General features: G+C 68.7%; 14 protein-coding genes and 1 pseudogene. 14 read left to right on the forward strand and 1 reads right to left on the reverse strand.

The genetic code is table 11. From position 1 onward, the window contains the following. The 10 genes and pseudogenes from A5695_RS24400 to A5695_RS24445 all read left to right on the forward strand — a co-directional run. A partial coding sequence (locus A5695_RS24400) for an SDR family NAD(P)-dependent oxidoreductase (protein ID WP_068088548.1) occupies window positions 1-478 on the forward strand: 478 nt, incomplete at its 5' end. Between the two features lie 33 nt (window positions 479-511). Next, window positions 512-1,453: pseudogene (locus A5695_RS24405) on the forward strand (R2-like ligand-binding oxidase); the annotation flags it as partial. Between the two features lie 127 nt (window positions 1,454-1,580). Continuing rightward, complete coding sequence (locus A5695_RS24410; protein ID WP_068088653.1) at window positions 1,581-2,213, forward strand: ComF family protein; 633 nt, start codon at window positions 1,581-1,583, stop codon at window positions 2,211-2,213. A gap of 326 nt (window positions 2,214-2,539) precedes the next feature. Next, window positions 2,540-3,208 (forward strand): ribosome hibernation-promoting factor, HPF/YfiA family, encoded by a 669-nt coding sequence (gene hpf, locus A5695_RS24415; protein ID WP_068088554.1) that lies wholly within the window; start codon window positions 2,540-2,542, stop codon window positions 3,206-3,208. Between the two features lie 199 nt (window positions 3,209-3,407). Beyond that, window positions 3,408-6,233: a preprotein translocase subunit SecA gene (gene secA, locus A5695_RS24420; RefSeq protein ID WP_068088556.1), complete on the forward strand. Its 2,826-nt coding sequence runs from the start codon at window positions 3,408-3,410 to the stop codon at window positions 6,231-6,233. Window positions 6,234-6,372: 139 nt separating this feature from the next. Further along, window positions 6,373-7,119 carry a hypothetical protein gene (locus tag A5695_RS24425; protein WP_068088559.1) on the forward strand — a complete coding sequence of 249 codons (747 nt, stop codon included), beginning with the start codon at window positions 6,373-6,375 and terminating at the stop codon, window positions 7,117-7,119. Window positions 7,120-7,152: 33 nt separating this feature from the next. After that, window positions 7,153-8,703: an HD domain-containing phosphohydrolase gene (locus tag A5695_RS24430; protein ID WP_082946278.1), complete on the forward strand. Its 1,551-nt coding sequence runs from the start codon at window positions 7,153-7,155 to the stop codon at window positions 8,701-8,703. A 68-nt stretch (window positions 8,704-8,771) separates the two neighbouring features. Next, the gene (gene mddA / locus A5695_RS24435) at window positions 8,772-9,527 is read left to right on the forward strand and encodes a methanethiol S-methyltransferase (RefSeq protein WP_068088654.1); all 756 of its coding nucleotides are present in this window, start codon (window positions 8,772-8,774) and stop codon (window positions 9,525-9,527) included. Between the two features lie 72 nt (window positions 9,528-9,599). After that, entirely contained in the window at window positions 9,600-10,082 is a 483-nt protein-coding gene (locus A5695_RS24440) for a cation:proton antiporter regulatory subunit (protein WP_068088565.1), read from the forward strand. Between the two features lie 3 nt (window positions 10,083-10,085). Then, window positions 10,086-11,237: a cation:proton antiporter gene (locus tag A5695_RS24445; protein WP_068088568.1), complete on the forward strand. Its 1,152-nt coding sequence runs from the start codon at window positions 10,086-10,088 to the stop codon at window positions 11,235-11,237. Between the two features lie 10 nt (window positions 11,238-11,247). Here A5695_RS24445 and A5695_RS24450 read toward each other — a convergent pair whose 3' ends face one another. Further along, on the reverse strand, window positions 11,248-11,787 hold the full coding sequence (locus A5695_RS24450) for an Rv3235 family protein (RefSeq protein ID WP_197515607.1): 540 nt from the start codon (window positions 11,785-11,787) through the stop codon (window positions 11,248-11,250). Between the two features lie 186 nt (window positions 11,788-11,973). Between A5695_RS24450 and A5695_RS24455 the strand changes: the two genes are divergently transcribed. From A5695_RS24455 to A5695_RS24470, 4 genes are all read left to right on the forward strand, one after another. Beyond that, window positions 11,974-13,392 (forward strand): wax ester/triacylglycerol synthase family O-acyltransferase, encoded by a 1,419-nt coding sequence (locus A5695_RS24455; RefSeq protein WP_068088571.1) that lies wholly within the window; start codon window positions 11,974-11,976, stop codon window positions 13,390-13,392. Between the two features lie 43 nt (window positions 13,393-13,435). Continuing rightward, entirely contained in the window at window positions 13,436-14,296 is an 861-nt protein-coding gene (ppk2, locus tag A5695_RS24460) for a polyphosphate kinase 2 (RefSeq protein WP_068088574.1), read from the forward strand. Continuing rightward, the gene (locus tag A5695_RS24465; RefSeq protein WP_156749827.1) at window positions 14,293-14,799 is read left to right on the forward strand and encodes a hypothetical protein; all 507 of its coding nucleotides are present in this window, start codon (window positions 14,293-14,295) and stop codon (window positions 14,797-14,799) included. Before ppk2 ends, A5695_RS24465 begins: the two co-directional genes overlap by 4 nt. 96 nt (window positions 14,800-14,895) lie before the next feature. After that, window positions 14,896-16,083 carry a ferredoxin reductase gene (locus tag A5695_RS24470; RefSeq protein ID WP_369830234.1) on the forward strand — a complete coding sequence of 396 codons (1,188 nt, stop codon included), beginning with the start codon at window positions 14,896-14,898 and terminating at the stop codon, window positions 16,081-16,083. Window positions 16,084-16,180: the final 97 nt, after the last annotated feature.

Consider the following 16,180-nt stretch of genomic DNA (forward strand, 5'->3'; position numbering starts at 1 on the left):
CGCCGGCGTCTTCCTCGCGAAGCCCTTCATCTGCTACACGCCCGAGGACTACGAGTTGGTGACGTCGGTCAACACGCTCGGCTTCTTCGGGATCACGCAGCGTGTCGTCGCGCAACTGCTCGCGCAGGGCGGCGGCGGCCACATCGTCAACATCACCACCACGCTGGTGGAGCACGCGCATTCCGGCGTTCCGTCGGCATTGACCGCACTGACCAAGGGCGGGTTGGCCGCCGTCACCAAATCGCTGGCCATCGAATACGCCCGCGAAGGGATACGTGTCAACGCGATATCTCCCGGCGTCATCGACACCCCGATGCACGCCGGTGTGGACGCGGCCGCCGCGTACGCGGGCATGCATCCGCAGCGGCGGGTCGGCGCCATCGCCGACGTCGTGCACGGCGCGCTCTACCTGGAGACCGCGCCGTTCGTCACCGGCGAGATCCTGCACGTCGACGGCGGACAGAGCGCTGGCCACTGACAAACGCGACCATTCCGACACACAGATAAGGAGCGAAACCCCATGCCACGCAATCTTTACGGCTCGCTCGCCGCCAACGGCCTCGACTGGCACAGCCTGCCGCTGCGGCTGTTCGCCGGGGGCAATGCGAAATTCTGGGACCCGGCCGACATCGACTTCTCCGGTGAGCGGGCCGACTGGGAGGTGTTGTCGGACCGCGAACGTGACTACGCGACCCGGCTGTGCGCCCAGTTCATCGCCGGCGAGGAAGCCGTCACCGAGGACATCCAGCCCTTCATGTCCGCGATGCGGGCCGAGGCCCGATTTGGCGACCAGATGTACCTGACCCAGTTCGCGTTCGAAGAGGCCAAACACACCGCGGGGTTTCGGCTGTGGCTCGACGCCGTCGGGATCACCGAGGACCTGCACGCTTACCTCGACCAATCGCCAAGCTACAAGCGGATATTCAACGAGGAGCTACCGGCCTCGCTCGCCGTCCTGGCGGCCGATCCGGCTCCGTCGGCCCAGGTTCGCGCCTCCGCGACCTACAACCACGTGGTGGAGGGGATGCTGGCCCTGACCGGCTATCACGCGTGGAACAGCATCTGCGTGCGCCGCGGAATCCTGCCCGGGATGCGGGAATTGGTACGGCGCATCGGTGACGACGAGCGACGGCACATGGCCTGGGGCACCTTCACGTGCCGCCGCCACGTCGCCGCCGACGATGCGAATTGGGCGGTGTTCGAGGCCCGGATGAACGAACTCATCCCCCCGGCGCTGGGGATTACCGAGGAGGTGTTCGCCCTCTACGGCGACGATCCTCCGTTCGGCCTGAAGGCGGACGAACTTCTGAATTACTCCTCCGTCAGGGGGTCGCGGCGGTTGGCCACGATTTCCAACGCTCGCGGGCGTCCGATCGCCGACATCGATGGCGATTACTCGCCGCTGCAACTCGAGGAAGCCTTCGCCGACGAGGATCGGCGCGCCGGGGACTAGGGGCGCCGGTCGTCTCCGACGTCGAACCGAGCGTCGACGTCGCCCCCGCCGCACACACCGGCTGGCGTGCTCGATCGTTTCGTCGGCGCCGGGCCTGTTGTCGGACGAGTCCGCCACACTGGCAGGCGTGCTTGATCTGATCCTGCCGCTGGAATGCGGCGGCTGCGGGGCGCCGTCGACCCGCTGGTGCAGCACCTGCGCGGCCGAGCTCGACGTCAGGCCCGACGAGCCGCACGTGATCAACCCCCGCATCGACCCCGAGGCGCCGGTGTTCGCGCTCGGTCGCTACGCCGGCGCGCGCCGCGCCGCGATCCTCGCCCTCAAGGAGAACGGGCGCGGCGACCTGGTGACCCCGCTGGCCCGGGCGCTGGCCGTCGGGGTGCACCGGCTGCTGGCGTGGGGAATGGTCGAGACGCCGCTGACGATCGTGCCCGCGCCGACGAGGCGTTCGGCGGCGCGCCGCCGCGGCGGCGACCCGGTCACCCGGCTAGCGCGCGCGGCGGTGGCCGGCCACCCGGCGATCGCCGTCGCCCCGGCGTTGCGGATGAGGGCGCTGGTTCGCGATTCGGTGGGCCTGGGCACCGCAGCCCGTGAGCGCAACGTCACGGGCCGGGTGCGGCTGCGCCAAGCGCCGCCGCGCACCGAGGTCGTGATCGTCGACGACATCGTCACCACCGGAGCCACGGCCCGCGAGTCGGTGCGGGAGTTACGGGCGGCGGGGGTTCGTGTCACGGCCGTGCTGGCGGTGGCGGCCGCGTGAGGCTGTGCGGCCGCCAAGAGTATGTGAAGAACTCGCAACAGCTCCGCGAAATCAGTGGCATGGCGAGGCGAACAAGAGCTAACGTCGAGAACAACGTTAATCAACTCACTGGTCTGACTCACTGGTTGCGACATTCCCAGGTTGAGACCCCACTCGCGGGAAAGGGGTGAGTATTCGACACCTTGCATCGGCGAGCAGCCTGCAGCGGTGATTTAGGTGAAAAGACCCGCTCTCCCCACCTCGTCGGCGCGTCGTCAGCAAGCCGGGCACGCAAGGCGCGTGCGACGTGAAAGAGAAACGAGTTGTCACGTATGTCAAGGCTATCCGTGGATTCCGGTCAAATTCTCGACCAACCGCCGACGCAAACCGACGGCCAAGTTCAACCGATTACCAACGCCGAAGTCGTCTTCAAGGGCCGCAACGTAGAAATCCCCGACCACTATCGCGTGTACGTCTCCCAGAAACTCGCCCGCCTCGAGCGGTTCGATCGCTCCATCTATCTTTTCGATGTCGAGCTGAAGCACGCGCCCAACCGGCGACAGCGTAAATCGTGTCAACGCGTCGAGATCACCGCCCGCGGCCGCGGACCGGTAAGCCGCGCGGAGGCCTGCGCGGACAGCTTCTACGCGGCGTTCGAGTCCGCTGTCGACAAGCTGGAGAACCGGCTCCGCCGCGTCAAGGATCGCCGCAAGGTCCACTACGGCGACAAGACGCCGGTGTCGCTGGCCGCCGCCACCGCGGTCGTGCCGCCGCCGGCGCAGGAACGCCTGCCCGAGCCGCCCGCCGAGCGTGACGGTGCCGAGACCGATCACGAGCCCGGCCGGATCGTGCGGACCAAGGAACACCCGGCCACGCCGATGACGGTCGACGACGCGCTCTACGAGATGGAACTCGTCGGGCACGACTTCTTCCTCTTCCACGACAAGCAGACCGAGCGGCCCTGCGTGGTCTACCGCCGGCACGCCTACGACTACGGGCTGATCAGGCTCTCGTAACCGGGTCCTTCTGGCGGCGAGCCTCAGCGCCGGGCTAATGCCGAGCTTGCGATCGCCGCTGGGTCGTCTGGCGGCGATCCGCCGCGCCCGGCTAATGCCGAGCTTGCGATCGCCGCTGGGACGGCCATCACGGCGTCGTCACCTACGATGGGAGTCGCCTTAAGAGATAGAGACTCCTAAACCAACAGGGGACATAGCTGTGCTGTCGAAGTTGCTGCGCCTTGGCGAAGGTCGCATGCTCAAGCGTCTCAAGCGGGTGTCTGACTACGTCAACACCCTGTCCGACGAGGTCGAAAAGCTGACCGACGCGGAACTGCGGGCTAAGACCGACGAGTTCAAGAAGCGGCACGCCGACGGCGAAAGCCTCGACGACCTGCTGCCCGAGGCCTTCGCGGTGGCCCGCGAGGCGGCCTGGCGGGTGCTCGACCAGCGCCCCTTCGACGTGCAGGTGATGGGCGCGGCGGCGCTGCACTTCGGCAACGTGGCGGAGATGAAGACCGGTGAGGGCAAGACCCTGACTTCGGTCTTGCCGGCCTACCTCAACGGCATCGGCGGCAAGGGCGTGCACGTCGTCACGGTCAACGACTACCTCGCCAAACGCGACAGCGAGTGGATGGGCCGCGTGCACCGCTTCCTCGGCCTGGAGGTCGGTGTCATCCTCGCGCAGATGACGCCCGACGAGCGCCGCGTGGCGTACGCCGCTGACATCACCTACGGCACCAACAACGAATTCGGCTTCGACTACCTGCGCGACAACATGGCGCACTCGCTCGACGACCTGGTGCAGCGCGGGCACAACTTCGCCATCGTCGACGAGGTCGACTCCATCCTGATCGACGAGGCCCGAACCCCGCTGATCATCTCCGGTCCCGCCGACGGCGCCTCCAACTGGTACCTCGAGTTCGCCCGGCTGGCGCCGCTGATGGAGAAGGACGTCCACTACGAGGTGGACCTGCGCAAGCGCACCGTCGGTGTGCATGAGCTCGGGGTCGAGTTCGTCGAGGACCAGCTCGGCATCGACAACCTGTATGAGGCCGCCAACTCGCCGCTGGTCAGCTACCTCAACAACGCGCTGAAGGCCAAGGAGCTGTTCAACCGCGACAAGGACTACATCGTTCGCGACGGCGAGGTGCTGATTGTCGACGAGTTCACCGGGCGCGTGCTCTACGGCCGCCGCTACAACGAGGGCATGCACCAGGCCATCGAGGCCAAGGAACACGTCGAGATCAAGGCCGAGAATCAGACGCTGGCCACCATCACGCTGCAGAACTACTTCCGGCTTTACGACAAGCTCGCCGGCATGACCGGTACCGCCCAGACCGAGGCGGCCGAGCTGCACGAGATCTACAAGCTGGGCGTGGTCCCCATCCCGACCAACAAGCCGATGGTCCGTACCGACCAGTCCGACCTCATATACAAGACCGAGGAGGCCAAGTACATCGCGGTGGTCGACGACGTCGTCGAGCGCTACGAGAAGGGCCAGCCCGTCCTGATCGGTACCACCAGCGTCGAGCGCTCCGAGTACCTGTCGCGCCAGTTCCAGAAGCGCCGGGTCCCGCACAACGTGCTCAACGCCAAGTACCACGAGCAAGAGGCCGGCATCGTCGCCGTGGCGGGGCGCCGCGGCGGGGTCACCGTGGCCACCAACATGGCCGGCCGCGGTACCGACATCGTGCTGGGCGGCAACGTCGACTTCCTCACCGACCTGCGGCTGCGCGAGCGCGGCCTGGACCCGGTGGAAACCCCGGAAGAGTACGAGGCGGCGTGGCACGAGGAGCTGCCCAAGGTCAAGGAGGAGGCCGGCAAGGAGGCCGCCGAGGTGGTCGAGGCCGGGGGCCTCTACGTGCTGGGCACCGAGCGGCACGAGTCGCGGCGCATCGACAACCAGCTGCGCGGCCGCTCCGGCCGCCAGGGTGACCCGGGAGAGTCCCGCTTCTACCTGTCGCTGGGCGACGAGCTGATGCGCCGGTTCAACGGTGCCGCGCTGGAGGCGATGCTCAACCGGCTCAACCTACCCGACGACGTGCCCATCGAAGCCAAGATGGTCACCCGCGCCATCAAGAGCGCCCAGACGCAGGTCGAGCAGCAGAACTTCGAGGTCAGAAAGAACGTCCTCAAGTACGACGAGGTGATGAACCAGCAGCGCAAGGTGATCTACGCCGAGCGCCGCCGCATCCTGGAAGGCGAAAACCTCAAGGAGCAGGCGCTGGACATGGTCCGCGACGTGGTCACCGCATACGTCAACGGTGCGACCGCCGACGGCTACGCCGAGGACTGGGACCTCGAGGCGTTGTGGACCGCGCTGAAGACCCTGTACCCGGTCGGCATCGACCACGAGACGTTGATGCGCGTGGACGCCGACTCCGACCGCGACGACCTCACCCGCGAGGAGCTGCTCGACGAGCTGCTCAAAGACGCCGAACGGGCTTATGCCGCAAGGGAAGCCGAGCTCGAAGAGATCGCGGGCGAGGGCGCGATGCGGCAGCTGGAACGCAACGTGTTGCTCAACGTCATCGACCGCAAGTGGCGCGAGCATCTCTACGAGATGGACTACCTCAAGGAGGGCATCGGGCTGCGCGCGATGGCGCAGCGCGACCCGCTGGTGGAGTACCAGCGCGAGGGCTACGACATGTTCATGGCCATGCTTGACGGCATGAAAGAGGAGTCGGTCGGGTTCCTGTTCAACGTCACCGTCGAGGCGGTGCCGCCCCCGCAGGTCGCGCCGGTGGAAACGCCCGAGGGGCTCAAGGACCTCGGAACCGCCGCGGACCAGGGCGACACCACCCCGCCCGCGCGCGAAGAGCCGCCAACCCAGTTGCGCGCCAAGGGGATTGACAACGAGGCGCCGGCCATGACCTATTCCGGCCCATCGGAGGACGGCTCGGCACAGGTGCAGCGCAACGGCGGTGACGGTCAGCGGACGCCGGCGGGCGTGGCCGGGGGCGGCTCCCGGCGCGAGCGCCGCGCGGCCGCCAGGCAGCAGGGTCGCGGCGCCAAACCGCCGAAGTCGGTCAAGCGCCGCTAGGGCTAAACCCGCCGGCTGCGCAGAGCGCCCGGCCGGCCGGGCGCTCGCGGCCGAAAGTGCGGCAGGCCGGGCACTCGGCGGCAGATTTGAGGCACCCGCCCCATGCGGCAACGGCACTCCCGCGCACACGATTCACGGCATGAGCAAAGCACGCACCCCACTGGACGCCGCCACGGCCGTCCTGCAACATCCCGACCTGCCATCCGGAGACGACGAACGGTTCGTCGGCTTCGGCGTGATGGGCCTTCCATTCGCCGGCGGACACTATCTGGCGCTGCGGGTCTTTCCGGCCACGTCCTTCTCGCCCGGCTACCGGTCGGTGTGGCACCGCGACCCCGACGGCGCGTGGACCTTCTACGCGACGACGCCGGGGCCGCAGAGCTGCGCCCGCTTCTTCAGTTCGGCGACCCCCAACGATGCGGTGCAGTGCGACATCGACGTCGCCTGGGTCACCCCGTGGTCGCTGTTCGTCGAGATCCCGGGACTGCTCGCCTGGCACATCGACATCACCACCACCGCGTCCACTCGGCTGATGAGTGCGGTCGGCGGGCGGTTGCCGGCTTGGGCGTGGACCAACCGCGCGGTGTTGGCCACCCTGGGCCGAGCCGCGGGCCCGACCCTGCGGGCCGGCAGCGTCCGCCTCTCCGGCACCGCGCCCAATGGGCAGCGGTTCATGATCGCCCCGGCGCAGGTGTGGTCGGTGGCCCATTCGCGCGCTGCCTGGCGCGGGACGGACCTCGGGCCGGTCGGGCCGCTGCCGAATCAACCGCGGCTGGCCGGTTTCCGGCCGCCGCAACGCGGCCTGTTCGTGGTGGGCGCGGGCCATTTTGAGACCTTCGACGCCGGGCGCCACCATGCCGTCGGACGTACCGTGCCAATCGGCTGACCGCGGACCGATGAGCTGGGCACAATGAGGCCCATGTCGGAGCCCGAACTGCCGACCCGGGCGGAGCTGTTGGCGGCGCTGTCGGTGGCGATCGACCTCGGCCTGGGCCAGCCCGCCGAGCACATGCTGCGGGCGGCGCTCATCGCGACCAGGCTCGCCGACCGGCTCGGGCTCGACACCGAGCAACGGGACTGCACCTACTACACGACCCTGATCATGTGGATCGGCTGTCACGCCGACTCCCACGAATACGCACGGTGGTTCGGCGACGACATCGCCGTGCGCCACGACTCGTATCTCGTGGACTGGTCCGGGCTTCCCTACCTGCGCTTCCTGGCCGGCAACGTGGGCCGCGGCCAGCCGCTGGCGCACCGGTTGAGCGTCATGGCAACGCTTTTCGCCAACGCGCGCGGCCACATCTCCCGCCTGATCCACTCGCATTGCACCTCGGCGGCCGTCCTGGCCGACCGAATGGGCCTGGGGCCCAACGTGCAGGCGGCCGTGGCGTTCGCATTCGAGCGCTACGACGGCGGCGGGCTGCCCGCCGGCGCCCGGGGCGACGAGATCCCGATCCAGATGCGGATCGCTCAGTTGGCCGACATGGTCGAGGTGCACCACCGCACCTACGGCGTCGCGGGGGCCGAGGCCATGGTGCGCGACCGGCGCGGCGGCCAATTCGACCCCCAGGTCGCCGACGCCTTCCTGCGCCACGCCGAGGAAATCCTGGCCGGCCCACCGGCCGACGACGCGTGGGCCGCCGCACTGGCCGCCGCGCCCGATCGGCATCAGGCGCTCGACGACCAATCGCTGGACGCCCTGCTCGTGGCCCTCGGCGACTTCGTCGACCTGAAATGCCCTTTTACACTTGGGCATTCGCGCGCGGTAGCCCGGCTCGCCGGGGACGCCGCGCGGGCCGCGGGCGTCGACGCCGACGCGGTGGCTCTGACGCGACGCGCGGGTCATGTCCACGACCTGGGCCGCATCGGGGTGTCGAACCAGATTTGGTCGCGGGAAGGGCCGCTGACGGCATCGGAATCCGAACGCGTCCGGCTGCACCCGTATCTGACGGTGCGCATCCTCAACCAGGTGCCGGGACTGCGCCAGCTCGCGGAGGTCGCGGGCAATCACCATGAATGCCTGGACGGTTCCGGATATCCGCGCGGGCTCGCCGGCTCCGCGCTCGGTCTGCCGGACCGCATCCTGGCCGCCGCGGTCAGCTACCAGTCCGCCTGCGAGCCCAGGCCCTATCGCGAACCGATGTCCCCGGACGCGGCGGCCCGGCGGCTGCGGGGCCGGGCGCTGGCCGGGGAGCTCGAATCGGTCGCCGTCGAAGCGGTGCTGCACGCGGCGGGCCAACCCGCGCAGCGGCCCAACGTGCGGCCGGACGGGTTGACCCCCAGGGAGATCGAAGTGCTGTGCCTGGTCGCGCGCGGCGCCTCCAACAAGGACATTGCGGCGTCGCTGGTGATCAGCGAGAAGACCGCCCGCAACCACGTCGAGCGCACCTACGCCAAGATCGGCGTATCGAACCGCATCGGCGCCAGCATGTACGCGCTGCGCAACGGACTGGTCAAAAATACCTAGTCCCCGCTCAGCAAAGATGAGGCAAACGACCTATGGTCGAGCGCGTCCACGCGGCGGACACTTGGCGCATGAGGCGATATCTGACGCTTGGTTACGGCGCCGCGGCGTACCTGCTCTTTCTCGCGGCCTTTCTGTATCTCATCGGTTTCGTGGGCAACTTCGCGGTGCCCCGAAGCGTCGATCGTGGGCTCGCCGCGCCCATCGCCGAGGCCATCGGAATCAACGCGGCCTTGGTCGCCCTGTTCGGGGTGCAGCACAGCGTGATGGCCCGGCCCGCGTTCAAGCGGTGGTGGGCACGCTTCGTGCCGTCGTCGATCGAGCGCAGCACCTACGTGGTGTTCTCGAGCGTGGTGCTCGCCCTGATGTACTGGCAGTGGCGGACGATGCCGACGGTCATCTGGGATGTGCGGATGCCGGCGGCCCGCGCGCTGCTTTGGGCGCTGTTCTGGCTCGGCTGGGCGATCGCGCTGCTGGCGACGTTCCTGATCAACCACTTCGACCTGTTCGGGCTTCGGCAGGTGTACCTGGCCTCGCGCCAACAGCCCTACACCAGCGTCGAATTCCGCGTCCGGCTCCTCTACCGCGTGGTGCGACACCCGCTGATGCTCGGGATGGGCATCGCGTTCTGGGCCGCGCCCGTCATGACCGCCGGGCACCTACTGTTCTCGGTGGCCATGACGCTCTACATCCTGGTCGCCACCCAGCTGGAGGAGCGGGACCTGATCGCGGTGCTGGGCCACCAATACGTCGATTACCGCCGCGAGGTGTCGATGCTGGTGCCGATTCCGCGCCGCCGCACGGCGGGGATGGCGCGGCAAGGCTGATTCTCTAGCAGTTCGGCAGGAGGTCGGCGATCCGGTGCCGGCGCCCCCCTCCCACCTGTCAGGATTGACGGTATGGATGTCAAGGAGGTGCTGCTGCCGGGCGTCGGCCTTCGCTACGAATTCACCGATCACAAGGGCGACCGCATCGGCATCATCGCCCGGCGCAGCGGCGACTTCGAGGTCGTCGTGTACGCCCGGGAGGATCCCGACGAGGCCCGGCCGCTCCTGCACCTCAGTGACGAAGAGGCCGAGGCGGTGGCCCAGATCCTGGGGGCGCCCCGGATCGCGGAGCGGTTCACCGAGCTGGCGCGGGAAATACCGGGACTCGAGACGGGGCAAGTTCACATCCTGGCCAACAGTCCCTTCGTGGATCACCCCTTGGGCGACACCCACGCCCGCACCCGCACCGGCGCCTCCATCGTCGCGATCGTGCGTAACGAGGAGGTGCTCGCCTCACCCGGGCCGGCCGAAATGCTCCATGCGCGAGACGTTTTGATAGTCATCGGAACCCATGACGGCATCGCCGGTGTCGAGCAGATAATCGACAAGGGCTAAGTCGTGCAAGTGTCGTGGGCGCTGCTGCTACAGCTCGGCGCCCTCCTGGCAGTGCTGGCCGTATTGGGCGCGGTCGCACGCCGATTCGCCCTGTCGCCGATACCGGTCTACCTGCTCGCGGGCCTATCGCTGGGCAAGGGCGGGATCCTCCCGCTGGACGCGGGCGGCCAGTTCATCACGACGAGCGCGCCCATCGGCGTCGTGCTTCTGCTGCTGACCCTGGGCCTGGAATTCTCCGCCGCCGAGTTTGCCACCAGCCTGCGCCACCACCTGCCGTCGGCGGGCGTCGACATCGTGCTCAACGCGGCGCCCGGCGCGATCGCGGGCTGGATGCTCGGACTGAACGGCGCGGCGATCCTGTGCCTGGCCGGCGTCACCTACATCTCCTCGTCGGGTGTCATCGCGCGGCTGCTGGAGGATCTGCACCGCCTGGGTAACCGGGAGACGCCGGCGGTGCTGTCTGTGCTGGTGCTCGAAGACTTCGCGATGGCGGCCTACCTGCCGCTGTTCGCCGTGCTGGCGGCGGGCGGCGGGTGGCTGCGCGCCGTCGGCGGCATGGTGGTGGCGGTGGCCGCGTTGCTGGCGGCGTTCGCCGCGTCCTACCGGTGGGGCCACCACGTCGGCCGGCTCGTCGAACACCCCGACTCCGAACAGCTGCTACTCCGGGTGCTCGGCATCACCCTGATCGTGGCGGCGCTGGCCGAGTCCCTGCACGCATCCGCCGCCGTCGGCGCGTTCCTGGTGGGGCTCACGCTGACCGGCGAGACGGCGGAACGCGCGCGCCGGGTGCTGGGCCCGCTGCGGGACCTGTTCGCCGCGATCTTCTTCCTGGCCATCGGCTTTTCGGTCGACCCCCACGCGCTGATCCCGATGCTTCCCGCGGCCCTGATACTGGCCGCGGTGACCGCGGCGACCAAGGTGGCCACCGGGATCTTCGCCGCCCGGCGCGACGGGGTGGCGCGGCGCGGGCAGCTGCGCGCGGGCACCGCGCTCATCGCCCGGGGCGAATTCTCGCTGATCATCATCGGATTGGCCGGCACGTCGATCCCCGCGGTCGCCGCGCTGGCGACGTCGTACGTGTTCATCATGGCGATCCTGGGTCCCGTGCTCGCCCGCTACACGAGTGGTCCGCTGGCGCCCGCCGCCGGGCCGTGAGTGCTGGCGGTCAGCCGATGTGCAGGGCCACCACGAGCCAGCGGGCGCCGGCGTCGGCGGGCACCCGTTCGACACGGCAGGCGATGGCGTGCATCCGGTTCCCGCGGCTGTAGGAGCCGGAGACCTCGGCGGCGGCATCGGGGTCTCGGGGGCCGGCCGGCTGCAGCCGCACCCGCCGCAGCACCGCGGCGCCCGCGTGCCCCGCGGCCGAATGGCCCACCGCGACCACGGAATCCACTAGGCCGGGCGCCAGCAACGGGCGCAGCTGCGCGGCCGGTCGCCGGCGGTCGATGACCTCCAGCACGCGGCGCAGCGCCGCGTCGGCGAACGCCGCGGCCTGGCGCATCTGCGGTGACGTGGCGGCGTGGGCCGGCTCCGCCGGTTGCCGCCCGGGCGGGTAGCGGTGGGGGCTGCGCCGGCGCAGCGGCGCGCGCGCCGATGGCCGGCACGCGGGGACGTTGCGCCCGACGTCCTGCGGGGGAGGCTCGTAGTCGACGACGGGCAGGACGGCGAAGGCGTCGGACGGACCCGCGACAGGACTGGTGTTCACCACGCACTCTCCAACTCGTCGGTCGAACCGTGAGCCCGCTGGAGAGTGGCAGGCAGTGGTCATCATGGCACAACCGCGGCCCGCGCGTACCCGCGCTCGGCCGGGACCCGGTGAGGCGGTTACCGTGGGCGGGGCACATCTCCTTAAGTAACAGGGCGATGATTCGACGAGGAGGACTGCGCCCCTATGGTGACCCGGCTGTCCCCATCGGACGCGTCGTTTTTTCGGCTGGAAAACACGGCCACCCCGATGTACGTCGGATCGCTGTCGATCCTGCGCCGGCCGCGCGCGGGATTGAGCTACGAGACGCTGCTGGCCACCGTCGAACAACGGCTACCCCAGATCCCGCGCTATCGGCAGAAGGTCCGGGAGGTCCGGGTCGGCTCGGCCCGCCCCGTGTGGGTCGACGACAGCGACTTCGACATCACCTACCACGTGCGGCGCTCCGCGCTGCCGTCGCCGGGCAGCGACGAACAGCTGCACGACCTGATCGCCCGCCTGGCCGCCCGGCCGTTGGACAAGACGCGGCCGCTGTGGGAGATGTATCTGGTCGAGGGACTGTCCAAGAACCGGGTCGCCCTCTACACCAAGTCGCACCAAGCCCTCATCAACGGCATGACGGCGCTGGAGATCAACCACGTCATCGCCGATCGCACCAAACGGCCGCCGGCGTTCCCCGAGGACATCTGGGTCCCGGAGCGCGACCCGGGTGACGCGCGCCTGATCTTCGGCGCCATCGGCGACTGGTTCGCGGGGCCGGGTACCCAGGTGCAGGCCGTCGGGTCGGCCATCGGCGGGCTGATGACCAACCATGGCGAACTCCTCGCCGCCGGGCGCCGAGTCCTCGATTTCGCCCGCACCGTCGCCCGCGGCACCGCACCCAGCAGCCCGCTCAATGCCACCGTTTCGCGTCACCGGCGGTTCACGGTGGCGTGCGGCAACCTCGACGACTACCGCGCGGTGCGCGCGCGGTACGACTGCGACGTCAACGACGTGGTGCTCGCGGTGATCGCCGGCGCGCTGGGCAACTGGCTGATGTCACGCGGGGTGGCGGTGTCGCCGACCGCGACGGTGCGGGCCATGGCGCCGCTGCCGGTCTACGCCGACGGCCAGCTCGACGCGACCGGGCCCGGCCAGGCCATCAGCCAGGTGATGCCCTTCCTGGTCGACCTGCCGGTGGGGGAGCCGAACGCGGTGGTGCGGCTGTCGCAGATCGCGCACGCCACCGAATCGAACCCGACGGGTGCGCGCCTGGTGGACGCCAGGACGATCGTCACCCTGTCGGGCTTCGCGCCACCTACGCTGCACGCCATGGGTATCCGCGTCGCCACCAGGTTCCCGACCTTCTCCAGGCGGACATTCAACCTGCTGATCACCAACGCGCCCGGGGCCCAGTCGCAGATGTACATTGCGGGTACCAAGCTGCTGGAGACCTACGCCGTGCCGCCGCTGCTGCACAATCAGGTGCTGGCCATCAGTGTGACGTCCTACAACGGCATGCTGTATTTCGGCATCAACGCCGACCGCGAGGCAATGAGCGACGTGGACTTGCTGCCCGGCTTGTTGAGCCAATCGCTCGAGGAATTGCTGGAAGCTTCCCGGTAATTAGTCCAGGTGAAAGCGGTGGCCGGTTCTATCATTCGTTGATGTGAGCACCGCGACGAAAAGCCCCAAGACGAAACCGGCGAAATCGGCGGCACCTAAAGCGCCCAAGATCTCCGAAGCCGTATACCGCGCCGAATTGTTCCGCCTGCAAACGGAATTCGTGAAGCTGCAGGAGTGGGTGCGGCACACCGGCCAGCGCCTGGTGGTGATCTTCGAGGGCCGCGACGGGGCGGGCAAGGGCGGAACCATCAAGCGGATCACCGAATACCTCAACCCGCGCGCTGCCCGCATTGCCGCGTTGCCCGCGCCCACCGATCGGGAACGCGGCCAGTGGTACTACCAGCGCTACATTGCCCACCTGCCCGCCAAAGGCGAAATCGTGCTGTTCGACCGGTCGTGGTACAACCGCGCCGGCGTGGAAAAAGTCATGGGATTTTGCACGCCCCAAGAGCACGCCCTGTTTTTGCGGCAGACCCCGATCTTCGAGCAGATGCTGATCGACGACGGGATCCTGCTGCGCAAATATTGGTTCTCGGTCTCCGCTGACGAGCAGCTGCGGCGGTTCAAGGCGCGGCTGACTGACCCTGTGCGGCAATGGAAACTAAGCCCGATGGACACCGAATCGCTGTACAAACGCGAGGATTATTCCCGCGCCAAGGACGAGATGATGGTGCACACCGACACCCCGGTCAGCCCTTGGTACGTTGTGGAATCGGACATCAAAAGGCACGCGCGGCTGAACATGATGGCGCATCTGCTGGCTACCATCGAATATCACGACGTCGAGCGGCCGCACGTCAAACTGCCCAAGACCCCGGTGGTGAGCGGGAACTACCAGCGCCCGCCGCGTGAGCTGTCCAAGTACGTGGACGACTATGCGGCCACACTGATGGGGGATTCGTGACGCTGGTCTACATCCCGGCCACGCTGGCCATGTTGCAGCGGCTGGTCGCCGACGGCTCGTTGATGCCCGTCAACGGCACCGCGTTCGCGCTGACGCCGACCTTGCGGGAGTCCTACGCCGAGGGGGACGACGACGAGCTCGCCGAGGTCGCGCTGCGCGAGGCCGCGCTGGCGTCGCTGCGCCTGCTGGCCGGCCCGGAAGCCGAGGGCGGGGCCCTGCCGCCGCGGCGCGCGGTGCTGGCCGCCGAGGTCGGCGACGTCCGCTACCGCCCGGACCTCGACGACGCCGTGGTGCGACTCGGTGCGCCAGTCGCGCTGGAAGATGTGGTCGCCGCGTATGTCGACAACGCGGCGGCCGAGCCGGACGTGACCAAGGCGATCGAGGTCATCGACGCCGCCGACCTGGGTGACGAGGATGCCGAGCTGATCGTCGGCGACGCGCTGGACCACGACCTGGCCTGGTACGCCAACCAGGAGCTGCCGTTTCTGCTGGAGCTGCTCTGACGCCCATGTGATGCGTTCGCGGCGCGCGGGCCTAGCTACGCAACCGTAGGTTACGGTACCGTAGGTTTCGTGACGCCCCAGGAATCGACCACAATGGTGAGCGCAACCAAGACGCCGCGTAATGAGCAGGAGCTTCCGCTGGGCAGACGTAACCCCTCCATCGTGGGCAACGTCGTCGAAACCACGCGACCCGTTGTCGCGGGCGCGGACCGGCATCCCGGCTGGCACGCGCTGCGCAAGATCGCCGCGCGCATCACCACACCGTTGTTGCCCGACGACTACCTGCATCTGGCGAACCCGCTGTGGTCCGCGCGTGAACTGCGGGGCCGCGTCCTCGAGGTGCGCCGCGAGACGGAGGATTCCGCGACCCTGGTGATCAAGCCGGGGTGGGGCTTCAACTTCGACTACCAGCCGGGCCAGTACATCGGGATCGGCCTGCTGATCGACGGGCGCTGGCGCTGGCGGTCGTACTCGCTGACGTCGAGTCCCGCCGCGACGTCCGGCTCCGCGCGCACCGTGACCATCACCGTCAAGGCGATGCCCGAGGGGTTCCTCTCGAGCCACCTGGTGGCCGGCGTCGCGCGCGGCACCATCGTCCGGCTGGCCGCGCCGCAGGGCAACTTCGTGCTACCCGACCCGGCGCCGCCGTCGATCCTCTTCCTCACCGCCGGATCCGGAATTACGCCGGTGATGTCGATGCTGCGAACCCTCGTGCGGCGCAACCAGATTGGTGACATCGCGCACGTGCATTCGGCGCCCACCGAGTCCGATGCGATGTTTCGCGCCGAGCTGGCCGCGCTGGCCGCCGAGCATCCGGGCTACCGACTGAAGCTGCGGGAAACCCGCGCCCAGGGCCGGCTCGACCTTGCCCTGCTCGACCACGAGGTGCCGGACTGGCGCGACCGTCACACGTGGGCCTGCGGGCCGGAGGGAATGCTGACCCAGGCGGAGAAGATCTGGTCTGCGGCGGGCATCGGCGACCAGCTGCACCTGGAGCGGTTCGCGGTGTCCAAGGCCGCGCCGGCGGGCGCGGGCGGAACGGTCACGTTCGCCCGGAGCGGCCGCGCGGTAGCGGCGGACGCCGCCACGTCGTTGATGGACGCCGGGGAGGGTGCCGGCGTGCAGATGCCATTCGGCTGCCGGATGGGTATATGTCAGTCGTGTGTGGTTCCTCTGGTGGAGGGTCACGTTCGCGATTTGCGCACCGGCGCGGAGCACGATCCGGGTACCCGGATTCAGACCTGTATCTCGGCCGCCTCGGGCGACTGCGTGCTCGACATCTAAGTGCTACTCATTGGTAACCTACGGATTCGTAGGTTACGATAGCGTAGGTCTGGACCTGGTTTAGGGCCGATCAATCGAACCGTAGGGAGAAGAAGAC

It is taken from the genome of Mycobacterium sp. E1747, from assembly GCF_001667775.1.
GTDB lineage: Bacteria > Actinomycetota > Actinomycetes > Mycobacteriales > Mycobacteriaceae > Mycobacterium.